The organism is Methylopila capsulata (genome assembly GCF_016907975.1).
Lineage (GTDB): Bacteria > Pseudomonadota > Alphaproteobacteria > Rhizobiales > Methylopilaceae > Methylopila > Methylopila capsulata.
The window spans coordinates 509079-530115 of record NZ_JAFBCY010000001.1; the positions used below are offsets into that span (position 1 = coordinate 509079).

The 21037-nt window shown below is 71.1% G+C and carries 21 protein-coding genes; 7 read left to right on the forward strand and 14 right to left on the reverse strand.

From position 1 onward, the window contains the following. Window positions 1-8 precede the first annotated feature (8 nt). Window positions 9-713: an ABC transporter permease gene (locus JOD31_RS02400; RefSeq protein ID WP_204948712.1), complete on the forward strand. Its 705-nt coding sequence runs from the start codon at window positions 9-11 to the stop codon at window positions 711-713. A gap of 4 nt (window positions 714-717) precedes the next feature. Then, complete coding sequence (locus JOD31_RS02405) at window positions 718-1461, forward strand: ABC transporter permease (protein ID WP_204948713.1); 744 nt, start codon at window positions 718-720, stop codon at window positions 1459-1461. A 53-nt stretch (window positions 1462-1514) separates the two neighbouring features. Here the strand turns inward: JOD31_RS02405 and cobT are convergent, their stop codons facing one another. After that, a complete protein-coding gene (gene cobT / locus JOD31_RS02410; protein ID WP_204948714.1) occupies window positions 1515-2564 on the reverse strand; it encodes a nicotinate-nucleotide--dimethylbenzimidazole phosphoribosyltransferase in 1050 nt (349 codons plus the stop codon). A 143-nt stretch (window positions 2565-2707) separates the two neighbouring features. Between cobT and cobS the strand changes: the two genes are divergently transcribed. From cobS to JOD31_RS02425, 3 genes are all read left to right on the forward strand, one after another. Beyond that, the gene (cobS, locus tag JOD31_RS02415) at window positions 2708-3502 is read left to right on the forward strand and encodes an adenosylcobinamide-GDP ribazoletransferase (protein WP_204948715.1); all 795 of its coding nucleotides are present in this window, start codon (window positions 2708-2710) and stop codon (window positions 3500-3502) included. A 68-nt stretch (window positions 3503-3570) separates the two neighbouring features. Next, window positions 3571-3783: a DUF1289 domain-containing protein gene (locus JOD31_RS02420; protein ID WP_204948716.1), complete on the forward strand. Its 213-nt coding sequence runs from the start codon at window positions 3571-3573 to the stop codon at window positions 3781-3783. Further along, window positions 3780-4076, forward strand: a complete 297-nt coding sequence (locus tag JOD31_RS02425) for a hypothetical protein (RefSeq protein WP_204948717.1) — start codon at window positions 3780-3782, stop codon at window positions 4074-4076. The genes JOD31_RS02420 and JOD31_RS02425 overlap by 4 nt, the downstream gene beginning before the upstream one ends. Window positions 4077-4089: 13 nt before the next feature. Here JOD31_RS02425 and JOD31_RS02430 read toward each other — a convergent pair whose 3' ends face one another. The 8 genes from JOD31_RS02430 to JOD31_RS02465 form a co-directional block, all read right to left on the reverse strand. Next, window positions 4090-4929 (reverse strand): sulfite exporter TauE/SafE family protein, encoded by an 840-nt coding sequence (locus JOD31_RS02430; protein ID WP_204948718.1) that lies wholly within the window; start codon window positions 4927-4929, stop codon window positions 4090-4092. Between the two features lie 42 nt (window positions 4930-4971). Further along, window positions 4972-5994, reverse strand: a complete 1023-nt coding sequence (gene dusA / locus JOD31_RS02435; protein WP_204948719.1) for a tRNA dihydrouridine(20/20a) synthase DusA — start codon at window positions 5992-5994, stop codon at window positions 4972-4974. A 66-nt stretch (window positions 5995-6060) separates the two neighbouring features. Next, window positions 6061-6867, reverse strand: a complete 807-nt coding sequence (locus JOD31_RS02440) for a transglutaminase-like domain-containing protein (protein WP_204948720.1) — start codon at window positions 6865-6867, stop codon at window positions 6061-6063. 111 nt (window positions 6868-6978) lie between these two features. Further along, entirely contained in the window at window positions 6979-7899 is a 921-nt protein-coding gene (locus JOD31_RS02445) for a cupin domain-containing protein (RefSeq protein ID WP_204948721.1), read from the reverse strand. Between the two features lie 82 nt (window positions 7900-7981). Further along, window positions 7982-8641 (reverse strand): hypothetical protein, encoded by a 660-nt coding sequence (locus tag JOD31_RS02450; RefSeq protein ID WP_204948722.1) that lies wholly within the window; start codon window positions 8639-8641, stop codon window positions 7982-7984. After that, the gene (gene ade, locus JOD31_RS02455) at window positions 8638-10356 is read right to left on the reverse strand and encodes an adenine deaminase (protein ID WP_204948723.1); all 1719 of its coding nucleotides are present in this window, start codon (window positions 10354-10356) and stop codon (window positions 8638-8640) included. The genes JOD31_RS02450 and ade overlap by 4 nt, the downstream gene beginning before the upstream one ends. A gap of 51 nt (window positions 10357-10407) precedes the next feature. Next, window positions 10408-10905: an isoprenylcysteine carboxyl methyltransferase family protein gene (locus JOD31_RS02460; protein ID WP_204948724.1), complete on the reverse strand. Its 498-nt coding sequence runs from the start codon at window positions 10903-10905 to the stop codon at window positions 10408-10410. Further along, complete coding sequence (locus JOD31_RS02465; RefSeq protein WP_204948725.1) at window positions 10902-11960, reverse strand: type III polyketide synthase; 1059 nt, start codon at window positions 11958-11960, stop codon at window positions 10902-10904. The genes JOD31_RS02460 and JOD31_RS02465 overlap by 4 nt, the downstream gene beginning before the upstream one ends. A 209-nt stretch (window positions 11961-12169) precedes the next feature. On the opposite strand from JOD31_RS02465, the gene chrA reads away from it, so the two are divergent. After that, a complete protein-coding gene (gene chrA, locus JOD31_RS02470) occupies window positions 12170-13567 on the forward strand; it encodes a chromate efflux transporter (protein WP_428980895.1) in 1398 nt (465 codons plus the stop codon). A gap of 24 nt (window positions 13568-13591) precedes the next feature. On the opposite strand, the gene JOD31_RS02475 is transcribed toward chrA, so the two are convergent. The 3 genes from JOD31_RS02475 to JOD31_RS02485 all read right to left on the reverse strand — a co-directional run bounded on the left by JOD31_RS02475 (window position 13592) and on the right by JOD31_RS02485 (window position 15550). Beyond that, entirely contained in the window at window positions 13592-13840 is a 249-nt protein-coding gene (locus tag JOD31_RS02475; RefSeq protein WP_204948727.1) for a hypothetical protein, read from the reverse strand. A gap of 74 nt (window positions 13841-13914) precedes the next feature. Next, on the reverse strand, window positions 13915-14127 hold the full coding sequence (locus tag JOD31_RS02480; RefSeq protein ID WP_204948728.1) for a dodecin: 213 nt from the start codon (window positions 14125-14127) through the stop codon (window positions 13915-13917). A gap of 109 nt (window positions 14128-14236) precedes the next feature. Next, on the reverse strand, window positions 14237-15550 hold the full coding sequence (locus JOD31_RS02485) for a S8/S53 family peptidase (protein ID WP_204948729.1): 1314 nt from the start codon (window positions 15548-15550) through the stop codon (window positions 14237-14239). A 225-nt stretch (window positions 15551-15775) separates the two neighbouring features. On the opposite strand from JOD31_RS02485, the gene JOD31_RS02490 reads away from it, so the two are divergent. Beyond that, a complete protein-coding gene (locus JOD31_RS02490) occupies window positions 15776-16267 on the forward strand; it encodes a hypothetical protein (RefSeq protein ID WP_204948730.1) in 492 nt (163 codons plus the stop codon). Between the two features lie 2 nt (window positions 16268-16269). Here the strand turns inward: JOD31_RS02490 and JOD31_RS02495 are convergent, their stop codons facing one another. Both JOD31_RS02495 and JOD31_RS02500 read right to left on the reverse strand, forming a co-directional pair. After that, entirely contained in the window at window positions 16270-18846 is a 2577-nt protein-coding gene (locus JOD31_RS02495) for an ATP-binding protein (RefSeq protein ID WP_204948731.1), read from the reverse strand. After that, window positions 18843-20990 carry a putative bifunctional diguanylate cyclase/phosphodiesterase gene (locus JOD31_RS02500; protein WP_204948732.1) on the reverse strand — a complete coding sequence of 716 codons (2148 nt, stop codon included), beginning with the start codon at window positions 20988-20990 and terminating at the stop codon, window positions 18843-18845. The genes JOD31_RS02495 and JOD31_RS02500 overlap by 4 nt, the downstream gene beginning before the upstream one ends. Between the last annotated feature and the right edge of the window lie 47 nt (window positions 20991-21037).

Here is a 21037-nt window from a genome sequence, read left to right on the forward strand (position 1 = left end):
GCCGCCGCGTGACCGACCTCTTCGGCCTTCTTTCGTTCGGATCCGAAGGCTGGGGCGACGACCTCGCGCGCGGCGTGGTCGTCACGATCACGCTCGCCGTCGCCACGCTGCCGCTCGGCCTCGCCCTGGGCCTCGGCGTGGCGCTGCTCAAGAACGCGAAGGGCCGCGTCGCCCGCGCGCTGGGCGAACTCTATACCACGGTGTTCCGCGGTCTGCCCGAACTGCTGACGATCCTGATCGTCGCCTTCGGCGCCCCGCGGCTGATCGCCTCGCTCACCGGCGCGACGGTGGAGATCAACAGCTTCGTCGCGGGCGTCGTGGCGCTCGGCCTCGTGTTCGGGGCCTTCTCCAGCGAGGTGCTGCTGGCCGCGATCCGCGCGGTGCCGAAGGGGCAGAGCGAGTCGGCCGCGGCGCTCGGCCTGTCGCGACGCCTCGCCTTCCGGCTCGTGGTGTTTCCGCAGCTGTGGCGGGTCGCGCTTCCCGGCCTCTCCAACACCTGGCTGGTGCTGCTGAAGGACACCTCGCTGGTCTCCGTCATCGCCCTCGCCGACCTCACCCGGCAGACCAACCTCGCAGTCAACGCGACCAAGCAGCCGTTCTTCTTCTATCTCGTCGCCTGCCTGATCTATCTGGCGCTCTCCGGCCTCTCGACGGCGATCGCCCGCCGGCTCGAGGCGCGCGCCGACCGCGGCTTCGCCGCCGCGGGACGCTAAGGCCATGGAAGCGGCTCTCGGCCACGCCATCCTGACCGTCTGGGGCGCGCTCGGCTTCGACGCCGAGCTGATGGCGCGCTACGGCCCGCGGGTCGTCGACGGGCTCTGGACGACGCTCGGCCTCGTCGCGGTCTCCTGCTCCGTGGGGTTCCTGCTCGCCCTGCCGCTCGGCGTCGCCCTGGTCGAGGGCGGGCGCGTCACGCGGGCGCTGTGCCTGTCGTTCTCGACCTTCTTCCGCGGCACGCCGCTGCTGGCGCAGGTCTTCCTCGTCTATTACGGCGCCGGCCAGTTCCGTGACGCGCTCGACGCGGTGGGGCTGTGGGGCGTGTTCCGGGACGCCTGGTGGTGCGTCGCGATCACCTTCACGCTCAACACCGCGGCCTATCAGGCCGAAATCATCCGCGGCGGCGTGCGCTCCGTCGCGCGCGGCCAGGGCGAGGCGGCGGCGGCGCTCGGCCTCCGGCGCGGCCAGACCTATCTCACCGTGATCCTGCCGCAGGCCCTGGCGCAGGGGCTTCGGCCGCTCGGCAACGAGCTGGTGCTGATGATCAAGGCGAGCTCGATCGCGAGCGTCGTGACGGTCTACGACGTGCTGGGCGCGACCAAATACGCGTTCAGCCGCTCCTACGACTTCGAGGTCTACCTCTGGGCCGCGCTGATCTATCTCGTGCTGGTCGAAACCGTCCGCCGGGTCTGGAACCTGCTGGAGCGCCGCGCCACGCGGCATCTTCGGCCGCGGGAGGCCTGAGCGGCCCGTCCGGGACTGCGGATCCGGGCGACGAAGCACGCACTTCGCTCAGCTCAGGCGCGGTTCGCCACCGCTGCCTCCGAGAACGTCGCCATGCCGGAGTGGCAGGCGGCGGCGGCCTTGATCACGGCGACCGCGAGCGCGCCGCCGGAGCCCTCGCCGAGGCGCATGCCGAGGTCGAGCAGCGGCTTCATCTCCAAGCGCTCCAGCAGCCGGCCATGGGCGGCCTCGGCCGAGCGATGGCCGGCGACGCAGTGGTCGAGCGCGCTGGCGTCGAGAGCGTGCAGCACGCTCGCGGCGGCCGTCGCCACATAGCCGTCGATGACGACCGGCACGCGCTCCATCCGCGCCGCGACGATGGCCCCCGCGATCGCCGCGAGCTCCCGCCCGCCGAGCCGCCGCAGCGCCTCCAGCGGATCGCCGAGATGGCCCTTGTGCGTCTCGAGAGCGGCGCGCACGGCCTCGGCCTTGCGCTTCAGCCCCGCCTTGTCGACCCCGGTGCCGCGGCCGACCCAATCCTCCGGCTCGCCGCCGTAGAGCGCGCAGGCGATGGCCGCAGCGACGGTGGTGTTGCCGATCCCCATCTCGCCCACGACCAGCAGATCGATCCCGCCGGCGATCGCCTCCATGCCGTAGGCCATGGTCGCCGCGCATTCCTGCTCGCTCATGGCCGCCCGCTCGGTGATGTCCGGGGTCGGCCGGTCGGAGGCGAGGTCGAACACCTTGAGGCCGATATCGAAGCTCGCGCAGATCTGGTTGATCGCCGCCCCGCCGCCGGAGAAGGCGCCGAGCATCTGGCTTGTGACCTCGGCGGGGTAGGCCGAGACGCCCTTCGCCGTCACGCCGTGGGCGCCGGCGAAGATCGCGACCAGCGGACGGGCGACGTGCGGCGGCGCCTTGCCCTGCCAGGCCGCCAGCCACTCCGCGATGTCCTCGAGCCGGCCGAGCGCGCCGGTCGGCTTCACCAGCTCCGCCTCCCGTGCGCGAACCGCCGCGACCGCCTCGGCGGACGGTCCCGGCAGGCGGCTCAGAAGCGCCCGGATGTCGTCGAACGGCAGGCCGCTCGCGGATGCGGGCCTCGCGGCGTCCGGAGAGCGAGCCATGGAATACGTCCTCGTCACGTCGCCGGCGTGGGGGAGGTCGCCGTCATCGGAGCGTCGCAGATAGCCGATCCCGCCGGGCGCGCCAAGCGCGCTCCGCGCACGGCCATGCTAGTGAGGCGCGACCGCAACCCTATTGTCGCCCGATGACCGCCGACCGTCCTAATTCCGTCATCCGCGCCGCGCGCGACGCCGCCGCAGACGCGCTGCGTTTCTTCACCCGGATCCCCGTCCCTCCAGGCTGGGGATCGCCGGATCCCGCCGCGATCTTCGACGGGGTGGCGCGCGCCGCGCCCCTGGCCGGGCTTGTGGTGGGCGCCGTGGGAGGAGCCGTTCTCGCCGCGTTGACGGCGCTCGGCCTCTCGCCCCTCCCCGCGGCGACGCTCGCGGTCGCGGCCGGCGTCGCGCTCAGCGGCGCGCTCCACGAGGACGGGCTCGCCGACGTCGCCGACGGCTTCGGTGGAGGACGCGACCGCGAGCGCAAGCTCGCGATCATGCGCGACAGCCGGCTGGGAAGTTTCGGCGCGACCGCGCTGATCCTGACGCTGCTCGGCCGCGTCTCGCTCGTGGCCGCGCTCGCGGAGGGGCTGGGGCCCGTCGTCGCAGGTCTCGCGGTCGCCGCCGCCTCCACGATCGCCCGACCCGCGGCTGTGCTGCCCACCGTGCTGCTGCCGCCCGCCCGCTCAGACGGCGCCGGCCACGCCGCGCGCCCGTCTCCGAGCGCCGTCGCCCTCGGCTGGGCGCTCGGCGCGGCGTTGGCGGCGCTGCTCGCAGGCATAGGGCCCGGCCTCGCCGCGGCCGCGTGCGCCGCGCTTGCGGCCTCAGCGCTGTCCGCCCTCGCCCGGCGCCAGATCGGCGGCGTCACCGGCGACGTCTGCGGCGCGGCGGCCGCTCTCGGCGACGCGGCCGCCCTCACCGCGCTCGCCTTGACCCTTATGTGACGCGCCCATCGAAGGAATAACGCGTCGCAGTCTTGCGCCGGGCCGAGCGGTCGGCCATCCGTTAGAGCATGCTCGACAGCCGTCCGATCAAAAGCCCCTGCATCTCGGTCTGCGTCATGGATCCCGCGACCGGCTGGTGCGAGGGCTGCCTGCGCACGCTGGCCGAGATCGGCGCATGGTCGCGGCTGTCGGCTGACGCGCGGGAGGCGGTGATGCGCGGCCTCCCGGCGCGCCGCAGGATCTTCGCCGAAAAACGCGCCCCGACGGAGGCCGGTCAATGAGGGACCGCAGCATCGGCGAGATCCTCGTCGTCGCGATTCTCGCGACGATCATGGTGTTCGTCATCGCCGACCTGGCCGGCGGCTTCGGTGATTTTCCGAACGAGCGCTGGGCGTCCGCGGTGGCGCTGGTCTGCATCGCGGTCTGGATCGGGCCGGGCGCGCTGGCGCGCTGGCGCGGCAACGCCAGCGGAGCCGTCCGGGCCGTCGCGCTCTGGCTCGCCATCGCGGTGGTGATCGCCCTCGCCTATGTCTACGGCCACGGCTTCCTGGCCGACATGGGCGTGCGGGTCTAAGGGCCGCCGCAGTTCAGGTCGCCAGATCGTAGATGAAGCGGACCGCGACGAGCGCGAGGAAGAGACCGAAGGCGACGGTCAGCCTGCGCTTCGAAAGCCCATGCGCCAGACGCACCCCGAGCGGCGCCACGAGCACCGAGATCGGCGCCATCAGCGCGAACCCGATCAGCGACACGTATCCGATCGAGAGCGGCGGCAGCTGGGCGAGGTGTGGCAGGCCGGCCACCGCGTAGCCGATCGCGCCGGGGACCGCGATCAGCGCGCCGAGGCCCGACGAGGTGCCGATCGCCACATGGATCGGACGGTTGTGCAGCTTCAGGAACAGCGCCCCGAGCGCCCCGCCGCCGATGCCGATCAGCGCGGACAGCAGCGCGATGCAAAACCCCCAGATCGACGTCGATCGCCAGCCGGGAAGATCCTCCGACAGCCGCCAGTCGTCGCGGCCGAACAGCAGATTGGCCGACATGCCGAGGCCGAACAGGGCGAACACCAGCTTGAGCGCGTCGGAGCTGACGAAGGCCGCGACGACGGCGCCGCTGACCGCTCCGAGCGTGACGGGCAGCAGCCAGGCCCGCAACGCCGGACGATCCACCGACCCGCGGGCGGCGTGCGCACGGAAGGAGCGGATCGACGTCGGGATGATGATGGCGAGCGAGGTGCCGACGGCGAGCTGCATCTGGATCTCGTCCGGAACGCCGAGGTGGTCGAACAGCACCGCAAGCACGGGGACGATCACCGCCCCGCCGCCCACCCCGAAGACGCCCGCCAGCAACCCCGTCACGACGCCGCCCAGCGCGAGGCCCAGGACGAGCTCGATGATGTCGCCGATCGGCAGCGAGGCGAGAAGGCTCAAGGGCTAGGCTCCGGAGGGGGTCGCGGCGGCGCCGCCGGAACGTCAGGCGGCTTCGCTTGCCCGGGCCATGGAGCCGCTCTCGTCCACGAGGTCAAGCGCGGCGCGCAGAACCTCGACGCCTGCGCCGGCCTTCGGCGCTTCCACGCTGAGATGGCGGCGGAACGCCCGCGCGCCTGGCTTGCCGGGGAACAGCCCCAGCATGTGGCGGGTAAAGTTCGACAGCCGCCCGCCGCGGGCGAGATGCGCCTCGATCGCCGGCGTCAGGCTCTCGGCCGCCTCTTTCGCGCTGGCGAAGGGCGCTGCGCGGCCGAACAGCAGCGGGTCCACGCCCAGCAGCAGTTCGGGGTTCTGATAGGCCGCCCGACCGAGCATGACGCCGTCGAGCGCGACGCCGTCGCGGGGGGCGAGCAGCGCCTGCGCCGCGTCGAGGTCCGCGATCCCGCCGTTGATGGCGATGAACGCCTCCGGCCGCCGCGCCTTCAGCCGCAGCACGCGGCCGTAATCGAGCGGCGGCACGTCGCGGTTCTCCTTCGGGCTGAGGCCCTTCAGCCAGGCCTTGCGCGCATGGACGATCAGCGCGTCGCAGCCGGCCGCGAGCACCGCTTCGGCCAGCGCGTCAAGCGCCTGTTCCGGGTCCTGGTCGTCGATCCCGATGCGGCACTTCACCGTGACCGGGACGGACACCGCGGCCTTCATCGCCGCGACGCAGTCGGCGACCCGCGCAGGCTCCGCCATCAGGCAGGCGCCGAAGCGGCCGTCCTGCACCCGGTCGGACGGGCAACCGACGTTGAGATTGACCTCGACGTAGCCGAAGTCCTCGCAGATGCGCGCGGCCTCTGCCAGTTCCGTGGGCTCCGAGCCGCCGAGCTGGACCGCCACCGGCTGCTCGGCCGGCGAAAACCCGATGAGGCGCTCGCGCGGGCCGAACCGAACCGCGCCGGTCGTCACCATCTCGGTGTAGAGTAAGGCCTCGCGCGTCAGCGCGCGGTGGAACAACCGGCAATTGCGGTCGGTCCAGTCCATCATGGGCGCCACGGAAAAGCGGCGCGCTGCGGCGGTCGTCACGGCGTCAGGCTCGATCGTTCGGAAAAGATGGGGGCTTATAGCGCAGATCGCGCGCGCTGGGCGCCCTCACCAGACCTCGTCGGTCCAGACCCGGAAGTTCTTGAGAGTGTTGGGTCCGAAAGCGTTGGTAAGCGCCGCGTCGGCCGCGTCGCGTCCGCGCGCCATGACGATGCGGCCGACGCGGGGCTTGTTGTGCCGGGCGTCGAAAGTGTGCCAGCGGCCGCCGAGATAGACCTCGAACCAGGCGCTGAAATCCATCGGCGCCGGGTCCTTCGGCACGCCGATGTCGCCGAGGTAGCCGGTGGCGTAGCGCGCGGGAATGTTCATGCAGCGGCAGAGCGTGATCGCGAGATGGGCGAAGTCCCGGCACACGCCCTGGCGCTCGTTCCAGGCGTCGAACGCAGATTTCGTCGCGCGCGCATGGTGATAGCCGAACATGATGTGATTGTGGACGAAGTCGACGATGGCCTGCACCCGGCCCCAGCCCAGCGGCGTATTGCCGAACAGCGCCCAGGCGTCGTTCACGAGGCGGTCGGTTTCGCAGTAGCGGCTGCCCAGCAGGAAGACGAGCGTGTCGTCCGGGAGATCCTCGACGGCGTGCTGGTAGGCGTCCCACGAGGCGACGTCGGGCTCGCCGCTGTCGAGCACAACCGCGTCGGTCGTCAGCGTGAAGTCGCCCGCCGGCGCGACCAGCCTGCCGCAGACGTTGCCGAAGCCGTCGAGATAGACCGAGATCGGCGTGTAGGGATAGGAGGCCACCTGGTCCGGCTTGACCAGATCGAGCTCGCGGCTCGGATGCACGTTCAGCATCACCATCATCGGGGTGGGCTGAGGAAAGTTATGGGTGATCTCGAAGCCGACGTTGATCTTCACCGCGCAATCCCTCTCAGCCGAAGGCGCTCGCCTGCCAAATCGCGGCAGGTCGCGCGAGCCAACGCCGCAACACGCCCATTCGTTGCGCTGCAGCGTTGGAATTCGCGACGATCAGCTGGCCGCCGCGTAACGGGTCGGCGCCTGATCCGAAACGGTGGGAACGTGGTCCGCGATCAGTCGTTCGCACAGCTCGCGCAGCGCGCCCCGGCCGCCCAGCGCCGTAGTGACGAAACGCGCCGCCGCCTTGGCCTCCGTGCGCGCGTCGGCGGGAGCCACGGGGAAGCCGACGGCCCTCAGGCACTCGAGGTCATTGACGTCGTTGCCGATGTAGACGGTCTGCTCGCGGGTCAGGCCGTTGGCGGCGAGCCAGCGGTCGAGCTCCGGCAGCTTGTCGTCAATGCCCTGAAGCACCTCGATCTTGAGCTTGGCCCCGCGCGCGGAGACCACCGGGTTCGGCTCCTTCGACAGGATCAGCGTCCGGATCGAGGTCAGCTTGCGCAGCCGCTCCAGGCCCATGCCGTCGGAGCGGCTGGCGAAGACGGCCTCGCGGCCGTCCTGATCCACCAGCACGCGGTCGTCCGTGAAGACGCCGTCGAAGTCCATCACCAGCGCTGTGACGCCGGCGAACCCGCTCGGCGCGCCGGCCGGGGCGGACGAGCCCTCGCCCGCAGGCGCGCGGCCGTAATCATCCTCCAGGCGCTCGATGTCGTCCTCGTCGAGCGGATCGCCGCGCTGGACCTCGATGAACACCAGGTCGACCTTGCCCGGGTTCTCGACGCGGTGCACGCAGTGCAGCGGGAGATGCACGGCGACGCCGGTCTTCACCGGAATGCGCTCGTCGTCGCGCGTGACGACGCCCTCGCCTTCGACGACGATCCAGTGCTCCTCGCGGTGCTGGTGCTTCTGCAGCGACAGGCGCGCGCCGGGCGACACCACGATCCGCTTCACCGCGTAGTTCTCGCCCCCGGCGATGACCTCCCACGTCCCCCAGGGCCGGGTGTCCTTCTCCCCGACCTCGTAGCGATTGGCCATGTCAGTCTCCTGAAAATTGCGCCCCAATGCGGCATGTCAAAAAGCATTCAAAGGGTGACCGATCGACGACCGGCGCACCCCGTTAATGCTGCGGCGCCGAACGACCTTTGCGAACTAACCGCCTCATGAGGCCGGCGGCAAGGCCGGATGACGGTTTCGGCGGCTCCGGAGCCTCGGGAATGATCCGTCCCGCGAGCGAGTGGCGGAGCGGAAGCGCCGATTCCCGCAGGTCCTGTCCCATCAGCAGCGCTTCGCTCAGCCCGAAAAGTCCGTCGGCGGAGGGCGCCAGAGCCGCGTTGGTGGCGTCCACGCCGAGCGCCGCCGCCACCCGGCCGTAGAGCGCGAGATCGGGATGGCTGCGCAGCCGCAAGACGTCGGCGGGCGCGCGGGCCGCCATCCAGTCCACGGCGCCGGAGCCAGCCGGAGCCGCGTCGACGGCGAGCACGAGCGGCCGCGATGATTCCCGGACGAGGTCGGCCTCGAGATAGGCGGCGAAGAGCGCCCGGAACCCCGCATCCGACAGCGCCGCGAGCACCAGGTGGGAGCCGCGGAACAGCCGCGACGCCGCGAGCGATTCGGGCAGGAAGACCGGCGGCTCCGGCTCGCCCTCCAGCGCGAGCGACGCGACGCGCAGGTCCGCGCCTTCCGCCCCGAAGGCCGCCGCGGCCTCCTGCGCGAGGCCGAGCGTCGCGTCCGTGTCGCCGAGCGCCAGCACGCGCCGCCCTTCGAAGCGGCCGCTCATGCCGCGATGACCTCGAAGCGGTTCACGTCGACCATGCCGAAGTCGCTGATCTTGAGATGCGGAATGACGGTGAGCGGCAGGAAGGCCACCTGCAGGAACGGCTCGGACAGCGTGCAGCCGAGCGCGACGGCCGCGGCGCGCAGCGCGACCAGCCGGTCGTGCACCGCCTCGTGCGGCTCGAGGCTCATCAGCCCCGCGACCGGCAGCGCGAGTTCGGCCTTCACCTCGCCTTCGGCCGCCACGACGAAGCCGCCGCCGAGCGCGATCACCCGGTTGGCCGCGAGCGCCATGTCTTCAGCCGTGACGCCGACGACGCAGATGTTGTGGCTGTCATGCCCGACCGACGAGGCGATGGCGCCGGCCTTCAGCTCGAAGCCTTTCACGAAGCCGCGGCCGATGTTGCGGTTGATCCCGTGCCGGGCGATCACCGCGACGGCGAGCGCGTCCTGGGCGAGATCGGACCGCACCGCGCCGCCCTCGGCCGCGAGCTCCAGCGTCAGATGGTCGGTGACGATCTTGCCGGGCACGACGCCGATCACCGGCCGCGGCCCGCCTTCGCCCTTGAGCGTCAGGTCGTCCGCCGTCACCGGCTCCGCCTTCATGCTGTCGAGGCCGACGGGGTCGGGAACCGCGCGGGCGGCGAACAGCGCGTCCGTCACCACGCGACCGCCGGCGATCACCATCTGCACCCGGCAGCCTTCGTAGTCGGACAATAGCACGAGGTCCGCGCGCTTGCCCGGCGCCACGATCCCGCGGTCGCGCAGCCCGAAGGCGTTGGCGCCCGACCAGCTCGCCGCGCGGTAGACGTGGGCGGCGGGGACGCCCTGCGCGATCGTCCACCGGATCATGTGGTCGAGATGGCCCTCCGCCGCGATCTCGACCGGGTTGCGGTCATCCGTGCAGAAGGCGACGAAGGCTGAGGTCTCGGGCGTCAGCAGCGGCCACAGCGCATGCAGATCCTTGGCGATCGAGCTTTCTCGGATCAGCACCGTCATGCCCTTGCGAAGCTTCTCCAGCCCTTCCTCGTAGCTCGTCGCCTCGTGGTCGGTGCGGATGCCGGCCGCGAGATAGCCGTTGAGGTCCTTGCCGCGCACCAGCGGCGCGTGGCCGTCGATGTGGCCGTCCTGGAAGGCGGCGAGCTTGGCGAGACAGCCGGGATCGGCGTTCAGCACGCCGGGGAAGTTCATGAACTCGGCGAGGCCGAGCGCCTTGGCCCGGCCGCGGAACGGCGTGAGATCGTCGACGTCGAGCTCAGCGCCCGAGGTCTCGAGCGGCGAGGCGGGCACGCACGACGACAGGTTGACGCGGATGTCCATCACCGTCGCCTCGGCCGCCCGCAGCGCGTAGTCGATCCCCTCCGCCCCCAGCACGTTGGCGATCTCGTGCGGGTCCCAGACGATCGTCGTGACGCCGTGCGGCAGCACGCAACGGTCGAATTCGAGCGGCGTCAGCAGCGAGGACTCGATGTGGAGGTGAGTGTCGATGAAGCCCGGCACGACGGTCAGACCGCGTCCGTCGATGACCTCCCGCCCCTCGTACTCCCCGAAGGTGCCGACGATCCTGTCGCCCGCGATCGCGACGTCGCTCTCGAACAGCGTCGCGGTGACCACGTCGAGCACCCGCGCGCCCTTGATGACGATGTCGGCGGGCGCGAGCCCCCGCCCCTGCGCGATGCGGCGGGCGATGGCGTCGGGGGTCGTTGCTTCGACGGTCATGGCGTCTCCTGAAGCCGGGAGCGGCGATCTTGGCCCCGCCCCGCCTGCGGCTCAAGGCGCGGCGTGACGCGCCAGGGCGGCCTCCTCGGCGCGAATGCGGACGGCGAGCATGCCTGCGTTCAGCAACGAGAACACGAAGGCGAGGACCGGCAGCCCGAAGACGAGCGGCAAGACGGCGATCTCGCCCGCGACGACCACGTAGTTCGGGTGGGCCACGAAGCGATACGGCCCGCGCCGTACGAGCGTCTCGCCGGGAACCACCAGAATGCGCGTCGTCCAGCGCCGGCCGAGCGTGGCGAGCGTCCAGACCCTCAGGGCCTGCAGCGCCCCGAAGGCCGCCAGCCAGCCGGGCGACACGGTCGCGTCATGCCCGAGCCACCACATGCCGGCGAGCCACGACGTGTGGAGCGCGACCATCGCCGGGTAGTGGCTCGCCCCCGCTTCGATCGCGCCGCGCGCCTTCAGCCCGGCGACGTTCCGGGCGGATAGGACGAGTTCGCCAAGCCGGGAGGCGGTGACGAAAATCAGCAGAAGGATCGCGCCGCTCACGCCGCGGGCCTCAGCAGCGCCATACTGGCGGTGAAGCCTGGCCCTAGGGCCAGCATAGCCGTGGGGTCGCCGAGACCGCCGGCGAGCGCCCGCTCCAGCACGAACAGCACGGTCGGCGCCGACATGTTGCCGTGCGCGGCCAGCACGGCGCGCTCGTCTGCCAGGGCGCCGTCGGCGAGGCCGAGCGCCCCTTCGAGCGCCACGGCGACCTTCGCGCCGCCGGGATGGCAGACGAAGCGGCGGACATCCTCCAGCGCGACGCCGCCGCCCGCGAGGATCGCCCGCGCAGCGGTCGGCACGCGTTCCGCCGCGAACGCCGGGACCGCGCGGTCCAGCACCACGTCGAAACCGACGTCGTCGAACCGCCAGCCCATGACGTCGAGCGTGTCCGGCCAGCGATGCTCGCCAACATACGCCACCTCGGCGAGGCCGCCCGGCCCCGTCGCAAGCACGCAGGCCGCCGCGCCGTCGCCGAACAGGGCGGTGGAGACCACGCTCGCCATGTCGAGCCGGCCGAGCCGGAACGCCAGCGTGCAGGTCTCCACGGCGACGAGCAGCACGCGGGTCCCCGGCGTCCCGCGGGCGAGCCGCGCCGCGACCCCGAGGCCCGACACGCCGCCGGCGCAGCCGAGGCCGAAGACGGGAACACGCATGACGTCGGCGCGCAGGCCGAGCGCGTCGCCGAAGCGCGCCTCCAGGCTCGGCGTGGCGACGCCGGTGGAGGACACGGTGACCACCACGTCGATGTCTCCGGGCTTCAATCCCGCGGCGGCGATCGCGCGCTGGGCGGCTTGCACGAACAGGGCGCCCGCCCCTTCGAGGTAGGCCGCGGTGCGGTCCTCCCAGCCGTGCGGCTCGACGTACCAGTCGAGCGGCCGGACGGACTGCCGGCGCAGAACCCCGGCGTTGGCGTAGACTGGCGCGATGCGGTCGAAGTCGCGGCGACCGGCGCCAACGAACACACGTCGCGCCGCGGCGACCACGTCGTCCTGGCCGAGGTTGTGCGGCGCGGTCGCGCTTGCGACCGAAAGCAACTTTGCAGGATGCGTCGTCATAGCGCCTCACTCGGCTCGCGACCGCCAGGACCGATCACGGCTCGGTTACGTGGTGATGGCCTATACGGTTCGAAAGCTGGCTAAGCCGTCTTCGCCTCGCGGGCGGAACGCTCACCGGCCGACAGGTCGAGCGCGGGCGTCGGGCGACGCGCTTGTCAGGCCCGCCGTTCCGGCCCAAGCATCGCGGCCCGCGCCGGCGGTCTGAGGGGATGCGCATGTCCGACACGGTTCAGGTCTCGCCCTCTCCGGCGCCGGACGCGCGACGGCTTCCGACCCTCGGCGAGGCGCTGCGCGTCTGGCTGAAGGTCGCCCTGCTCAGCTTCGGGGGACCTGCCGGCCAGATCGCGACCATGCACCGCATCGTCGTCGAGGAGCGCCGTTGGGTGTCGGACGCGAGGTTCCTGCACGCGCTGAACTACTGCATGCTGCTTCCCGGGCCCGAAGCGCAACAGCTTGCGACCTATCTCGGCTGGCTGATGCACGGCGCCCGCGGCGGCGCGATCGCGGGCCTGCTGTTCGTCCTGCCCGGCGCGCTCGCCATGCTGGGCCTCAGCCTGCTCTACGTCACGGCCGGAACGACGCCGCTGATCGCCGGTGCGTTCTACGGGCTGAAGGCCGCGGTCATCGCCATCGTGCTGCAGGCGCTGCTGCGCGTCGGCCGAAAGGCGCTGGCGGGCCGGGCGCAGGTCGGGCTCGCCGCCCTCGCCTTCCTGGCGATCTTCGTCTTCGGCGCGCCGTTTCCCGCCGTGATCGCGACGGCGGCGCTGATCGGCTTCGCCGCCGCGCGTTTCGGCGCTCCGGGTTTCCGCGCCGGAGCGGCAGCGGCCGCTCTCGACGCGGAGTACGGCGGTTTGCTGGACACGAGCGCGGCGCGGTTCGGCGGCGCGCCCTTCCGGGAAGCGATCCCGCCCGCCCTCGCGGCGCTCGCGCTGTGGCTCGCGCCGGTCGCCGCCCTGACGCTCGCTCTCGGGCCCGGAAACGTATTCGCGGACATCGCCTCGTTTTTCAGCAAGATGGCGGTGGTGACCTTCGGCGGTGCCTATGCGGCGCTGACCTACGTCGCCCAGCAGGCGGTCGAGGGCTACGGCTGGCTACGGCCCGGCGAAATGCTGGACGGACTTGGCCTCGCCGAAACGACGCCGGGGCCGCTGATCCTCGTGCTCCAGTTCGTGGGCTTCCTCGCCGCGCACAGGACGCCGGGCGGTCTCGATCCGCTGCTGGCCGGCGCGCTCGGAGGGCTGCTCGCGACCTGGGTCACCTTCGCCCCGAGCTTCTTCTGGATCTTCCTCGGCGCGCCCTTCGTCGAGCGCCTGCGGGGCAACCGTTTGCTGTCGGGCGCCCTCGCCGGCGTCTCGGCCGCGGTGGTGGGCGTGATTTTGAACCTGGCGCTCTGGTTCGCCCTGCACGCCCTCTTTCGGGAGACGGGGCGGACGACCGCTTACGGGCTCGACCTGTCCTACCCCGCGCCCGCGAGCCTCGACCCGGTCGCGCTGGCGCTTACGGCCGGAGCGCTCGTGCTGGCGTTCCGGCTGAGGGTCGGCGTCGTGACGTTGCTGGCCCTGACGGCCGCTGCGGGCGTCGTCTGCAAGCTTGCGGGGATCGCGTGACGCCGCACCCCAGACCGAGGGCGCTCAGCTCGCGAGACGCAGCCCGTCGTCGACCCGTCCAAGGCTGAAAGCCGCGTAGGCCGGCAGATGCCCGGCCTGGAGAGCGTCGAAACGCGCCTCGACGGCGGCGCAGGCCGCCGCCTTGTCGGGAAACACCTGCTCGTCGAGGTCGTACACTTCGGGAAGCGACGCCAGGAAGCGGAACCCGTCATCGAGACGAATGAGCAGTCCCGCGTGGCGACCACGCACCTCGACCACAAATGCGTTGCCCATCTCCGCCTCTTTCACGACGCCGGCTGTCGCGCGTCGCGCGAGCTCGGCCGCTCCGTCAAACGCGGTTGAGGAGATCAAGTTCCTTCGATGGTGAACCCGATTTTCAGCGTCACCTGATAGTGCGCGACCTTGCCGTCCTCGACGTGGCCGCGGGTCTCGACGACCTCGAACCAGCGGATGTGGTGGACGGTCTTCGCAGCGTCCGCGATGGCGCCGCTGATGGCCTCTTCGATCGAGGTGGCGGACGATCCGACGATCTCGATGATCTTGTAGGTCCGATCTGACATTCAGGTCCTCGTTCCGGCTGAGCCGCGCCGCGGTTTCGCGTTGCGCGAACTGGAACGTCCGGGCCTCGGGGATCGATCCCTCGGGCGTCGCTTTTTGGCCCGGCCGCCGTCAGCGCGGGGCCGCCCTCTGGGCCACGCGTTGCGGCGCAGGGCAGACATTGGGCGTGGCGAACGACGTCGCGTCGTACGCCATGAGCTGACCCTCGGAGCCGTCGCCCTGCGGATCGAAGGCGAGCCGACCTTGCGCGTCGAGCCGGAAGATCGCGTCCGACGGATAGTGCATGTAGGGGCCCTGCTCCAGCGACCGCGCGACGTTGGCGGAGCTCATCTCGTAACCATAGGCCGCAAGCAGATCGACCGTGCGGTAGAGCCCAGGCTCGAGGTAGCGCCGCAGCGCCCGCTGGCGATACCCCGGCCCGGCTGGGTCCGGACCCGCGAGAGACGCCGGCACGCGGCGCACGAGCGCGGCCGGATCACGCCCGACGAGCGAGGCGATCAGCGCCTTCCGCCCCGGCGCGGTCGCCCCGGCGAAGGCGACGTCGCGACCGCCGGTGAGGCTCAGCCCGCCCGTCGTTTCGCTCAGGACGAACTGCCCCGGCGCCCAGATCGCGGTCATCTCGGGCGCGCTGGTGTAGGCGGTCTGGCGGCCTGCGGAGTCGAGGGCGCCCACGGCGTAGACGCCGTCATTGAGCGCAAGCACGTTGACCAGCCCATCTGGCCCGGTGTTGCCGGAGGCTGCGAACACCGGCACGTCGAAGCGCGCCAGCGTCTCCAGCGCGTCGCGCACGATGCGGTAGGGGTTGCGCGGATCGCCGTCGCCGACGAGCGCCGCCATCACGTCTCCCCGCCGGGCGCGGAGATCCGCCGCGGAGACCGCCTTCTCGGCCGGCAGGGCGCGATTGACGTCGTCGAGATGGACCGGCAGCACGATGGAGGTGACGACCGCGGCGGGCCTCGCGACTTTGCCGCTCGCCACGTCGCGCGCGAGCGCGGCGATATCTCTTGCGAGCGTGAAGGCGTTGAAGACCGGATCGATCTGATAGGTGGTCACCGCGCCGTGGCCGAGCGCGGCGATGGCGGCCACCACGTCTCCGTGGCTGATGTGCGCGTCGGCGTCGTCGGACGGATCGCCGAGGTCGTCGTCCAGGTTGGCGGGGCGCCCGAAGCTGAAACTATCCAGCACGACGAAGGGCGCCGGCGAGGCGCAGGCGCTGCGCACCACCGCCTCCACCGCCGCGTCGGCGTAGCGCCGGGGGTCGAAGCTCGGCCCGCGCCAGGCCGGCGGCTGGGCGCTTTCCGCCGTCCGCGCGTCGCGGTAGGACCCGAACCGCTCGCCGCCGACCACGCCGCCCGCGAGCCCGAGCATCGCCGCGATTGCGACGCTCAGAAGGCCTGCCGATCGGAGACGCGGCTTGGAAGCCATACGATCCCTCTCCGCCAATCCTTGCGGGGCGACGCCCCAAGGATGTCGTACGACGACGCCGTGACGCAACGTACGACGCCAAGCGTCTCATAGTTTTCTTATGCTGCAAAGCAGCATTCGCGCGTGACGCTTCGGCGCTCTCTTAAGAAGAACTCGCGCCGACGGTCCAAGACCGGACGCCCGGCGTATCCCGGTGCGTCAAGTGCTGACCCGAGGAGGCGTTCCATGCGCAAGGCTATCGTCGTGGCGTCGTGTCTTCTTGCGACCGCAGCCGCCGCCGGCACGGAGACGCTGGGCGGCTGGACCACCACGTCGGAGCCGGACGACGGACGGGCCACGCTGGTGACGGCGCTCGCCGCCGCGCGCGGCGCCTCTCAGGACGACCCGTCCTTCCTCATCGTGCGCTGCCTCGGCGGGCGCACCGAAGCGCTCGTCGGGACCGCGGGAGACTGGGGCCTGCCGCGCTCGTCGTTGGAGGTCGTGACGCAGTCGGGCTCCGGGGCGCAGGAGACGTCGCGCTGGGACGTCTCCACGAACGGCAAGGCGGTGTTTCGGTCCGAGGGGGTCGAGGATTTCCTGCGCCGCTTGCCGGACGACGGACGGCTGACGATCGAGGTGCGGGATCGCATCGGGGGCGTTCACGCCAACGCGTTTTCGCTCGAGGGCTTCGGCGAGGTTCGCGCGCGGGTCGCGTCCGCCTGCGGCTGGACGCCCTGAGATCAGCCGCCGTTCGCGCGACCGCGTTTGGGAAACAGTTCGCGCAGCGCCTTGCCGACCAGCCTGAACTCCGCTTCCAGTCGCTGGATGTGGGTGCGGCCGCGCACGGCGAGGTCCCGCGCTTCGATGTTCCGCCATGACAGGCAAAGCTCGTACATGCCGCGCGCGCCGATGTTGGCCGCGCCGCTGCGCAAGGCATGAGCCTGTTCGCGGAAGGCCGCCGTGTCGCCGTCCTCCACCGCCTGACGCAGCGCCTCCAGCACGATCTCAGCGTCCACAAGGAACTCGTCCACCAAGTCGCCGACGAAAGGCCGCCCCCCGAGCTGTTCGAGTTCGGTCAGCGTCCTGCGGTCCACGATGGTCCGTCGCGCGGGCCGGAAGCCCGGATGCCGGGCGAGCCGAGCGATGGTTTCGTCGTCGTGGGGCGCATCCGTCAGAGCCTCCACCTCGGCGACGGCTTCGCCGGGCCCCTCGCCCGCCATCTCGGCGATCAGCGCCAGCAACTGGGCGGGCTCGATCGGTTTGGTGACGCAGGCGTCCATGCCCGCCTCCTCGCAGCGCCGCCGCGCCTCGGGGGTCGCGTCGGCGGTCAAGGCGACAATGGGAGTGCGCGGCTTTCCGATCGAGGCGAAGCGGTAGAGCTTCGTGCACTCGACGCCGTCGAGCACCGGCATGTTCACGTCCATCAGCACGATGTCGAAGGTCCGCTCCGCGAGCGCGTCGAGCGCCAGCTCGCCGTTGTCGACGATGCGCACGTCGTGGCCGGCGCGCTCCAGCACCTTGTGGATGACCTTCTGGTTGACCCGGTTGTCCTCCGCCACGAGCACGGACAGCCGGCGGGACGGGGCGACGACGGGCTTGGCGCTGCGCGGCCGCGGATCGCCCGCGACGCCGATGGTCGCGATCCGCACCATGGCGGCCAGTTCGGCCGGTGTCGGCAGGTCGCGCGCGGCGGACGCGCAGGCGAAGCGCAGGTCGAGTTCGGGCAGCCCCTCGCCAAAGCGCCCATCGATGATGACCGCCTCCAGATCCACCCCGTCCAGGCCGGCTCGCAGCGCGGTCGCGATCGCCTCGCCGTCGTCGCCGCGACCGTCGATCACCACGGCGCGGCGCTGCCCGGCGCGCTCGTGCTCCCGCAGGTTGCGCACCGCTTCGCGCACGCCGCCGCAGGCGTCGGCGATGACCCCGGCCTGCGCCAGCGCGGCGGCGAGCTTGGCGGCCCGGCCCTGATTGGGCGCCACCGCGACGACGTGGGCCGACCGCGGCGCGACGTCCGCCCCCGCGCCGGAAGCGATGGCGAGATCGATCTCGAACCAGAACACGCTGCCGGCGCCGACCTCGCTTTCGACGCCGATCGATCCGCCCTGCAGCTCGATCATCTGCTTGGAGATGGCGAGACCGAGGCCCGTGCCGCCGTACGAATTGATGATGCTGGCGTCGGCCTGCGTGAAGGTCTCGAAGATCCGCCCGCGGGCCTCCGGAGCGATGCCGATGCCGGTGTCCGCGACCTCGAAGCGCAGGCGGACGACGCGCTCGTCGCGCGAGATCGCGTCGACCGCGACCGTGACGCCGCCCACGTCGGTGAACTTCACGGCGTTGCCGACCAGATTGACGAGAACGTCCTTGAGCTGGCGCTCCTCGCCCGACAGCCGGTAGGGCGTGCGCGGGGTGACGTGCAGCGCGAGGCGCAGACGCTTGTCGCGCGCCTGCGCCGTCAGCATGCCGCGCACCTCGGCGAGCACACGGTGGAGGTCGAAGTCCACCGCCCGGCTCGGCATGCGGCCGGCTTCGAGCCGGCTGAAGTTGAGCAGATCGTCGATCAGCCGCAGCAGCGTGCGTCCCGCGTCTCCGGCCGTGCGCGTCATGTCGCGCTGCTCGTCGTCCAGCGTCGTGCCGTCGAGCAGGTCGGTCATGCCGATGACGGCGTTGAGCGGCGTGCGGAGTTCGTGGCTGACGCTGGCGAGAAACAGGCTCTTCGCGCGGCTGGCGTCCTCGGCCGCCGACTTCGCGTTGGAGAGTTTGCGGATCAGCGTCGCGGCGTAGGCCGGCAGGACGAGCAGGCCGGCAAGAAGACCGAGCGAAAGCCGAAGATGATCGCCCCAGTATGGCGTCGTCGCGATCACCACCGAGAAACCGGCGATGGCGATCGCAGCTCCGATCGCCAGCATGCCCAGGCCGAACCGGAAACCGTTGCCGAAGATCACCCAGAGGTAGATCGGATAGAGAATCGCGGTGGTCTCTCCGCCGACATGCATGCAGTAAGATATGCCGGTCAGATCGAAGGCGATGGCGAGGACGCGACGCGGCAGCGAAGCCGCCGGGCGCCACGCCAGATGCGCCACGAAGCCGAGGCCGCCGAGGAAGAAAGCCGCGGTGATCAGGAAGGCCTCGCCCAGCGGATCGCCGTAGAGCGCGGTCTCCGTCAAAAGGTAGAACAGCACGCAGGCCGCCAGCGCGACGCGGTTCAGCGCGATTTCGTGCTCGCCGGCCTCGCTTGCGCGAAGGCGGCGCATCACCGAGGCGAGCGGTCCGGCCGACGCGCCGTCCCAGGCCGCGCGTTTCGCCGGTCCGGCGGTCATGCCGTCCGCGCGAGAAGGGTCTCGCGCCGCACAAGGGCGACGAAGTCCTCGGCGGGCATGGGCCGGCCGAAGTAGTAGCCCTGCACCTCGTCGCAGCCCTCCGCGCGAAGATGCGCGACCTGCGCCGCCGTCTCCACGCCCTCCGCGACCACGTCCAGCCCGAGGCTGTGGCCGAGGTTGATGATGGCCCTCACGATCGCGGCGTCGTTGACGTCGGCCTTCAGGTTGTGAACGAACGACTTGTCGATCTTCAGTCGGTTCACGGGGAAGTTCTTCACGTAGGCGAGCGAGGAGTACCCGGTTCCGAAGTCGTCGATCGAGAACGTCACGCCTTGCTGCTGCAGCGCCTTGATCTGCGCGACCACGAGGTCGGTGTCCTGCAGCAGGATGGTCTCGGTCAGCTCCAGTTCGAGCAGGGAGGGTTCGAGCCCGGAGGCGGCGATGGCGTCCATCACGACCTTCTGGACGTCCTGCTTGCGGAACTGCACCGCCGAGAGGTTCACGGCGACGCGGAGCGGCGGCAGGCCGGCCTTCCGCCAGGCCGCGGCCTGCTGGCACGCGTTATTCAGCACCCATTCGTTGATGGGGATGATCAGGCCGGTCTCCTCCGCGCTGGGCAGGAAGTCGCCCGGCGGCACCAAGTCCCCGTCCTCGCGCCGCCAGCGGATCAACGCCTCGGCGCCGAGGATGCGTCCGGATTCGAGATCGACCTGCGGCTGGAAATGCAGCACGAATTCGTCGCGCGCCAACGCCCGGCGCAGGTCGCTCTCAAGGACGGTGATCGCCCGGGCCGTCGTGTCCATATCGACTTCGAACACGCGGAAGCCGTCGCGGCCGTCGGCCTTGGCGCGGTACATCGCGATGTCGGCGCGCTTCAGCAGTTCCTCGAAGTCGAAGGCGCTGTCGGGAAACAGCGCGATGCCGATGCTGACGGACGTCGTCACCTCCTCGCCGTCGAAGACGAAGGGCGCTGACAGCGCAGCGCGGACGCGGCGTGCGAGTTCCTTGGCGTGGTCCACATGGACGACGTTGGTCTGCAGAATCGCGAACTCGTCCCCGCCGAGCCGCGCGACGGCGTCGGTCTCGCGCACGGTTCCGCGCAGACGGTCGGACACCGCTTTCAGCAGCCGGTCGCCGACGTGATGGCCCAGCACGTCGTTGATCGCCTTGAACCGGTCGAGATCGAAAAGATGCAGCGCGAACTTGGTGTCGTTGCGCCGCGCGTGGGCGATCTCGTGCCGCACGCGGTCCTGCAGCAGCGCGCGGTTGGGCAGGTCGGTCAGCGCGTCGTGGTGCGCGAGGTGGCGAAGGTGCCCTTCGGCGCGCTTGCGGTCGGTGATGTCGAGCGCGGTCGTCAGCACGGCGACGATCTCGCCGCCGCCGTCGCGCAGCGGCGATTTCGTGGTCAGGAAATGTCGCCGTTCGCCGGAGCGGGCGACGAACTCCTCCTCGTAGCTCGGCAGAGCCGCACCGCTCTCGCAGATCAAACGGTCGAGCGAGGCGCTGCGGCCGCCCTGCTCCGGTCCGAACATCTCGACCGCCGTGCGCCCGAGCAGCTCCTGCGGCTCCACGCCCTTCATGGCGGCCTGGTAGGCGTTGACGAAGATGCAGCGCCCGGAACGGTCGGTCGCGCTAATCAGCGCCGGCACGGTGTCGATGACCTGCGCCAGCCGCTCGGAGCTGTCCCGCAAGGCCTTCTCATGATCGCGCTCGCTCGACCGAAGCTCGCGCTCGAGCGACAGGGCGCGGCTGGCGATCAGCAGCTGCTGGCGACGCATCTTGAGGAGATTGCGCGCGCGCGTGAGAAACTCGTGGTGATCGACCGGGCTCTGCAGGAAGTCGGTCGCGCCGGCCTCCAGCGCGTTCAGCCGGAAACTGCGCTCCTCGTAGACCGTGAGGACCACGACGGGCACGTCCGCGCAGCCGTCCAGGGCGCGAAAGCGGCGGGTAAACTCGGCGCCGTCCAGTTCCGGCATCTTGTAGTCGGTGATGACGAGATCGGGCGTGTTGCCCGCGAGCCAGGCCAGGGCTTCGACAGGGGCGCCGAACGATCGAACGACCACCCCGCCTTCAATCGAAGCGGCCAGCTTCGCGAAGATGTTCCGGTTCGTAATACGATCGTCGACGATGACAACGAGCGCCATGGATGACGTCCCATGCCTTCCTTTCGCACCGGGCCGCCCGCCGGGAC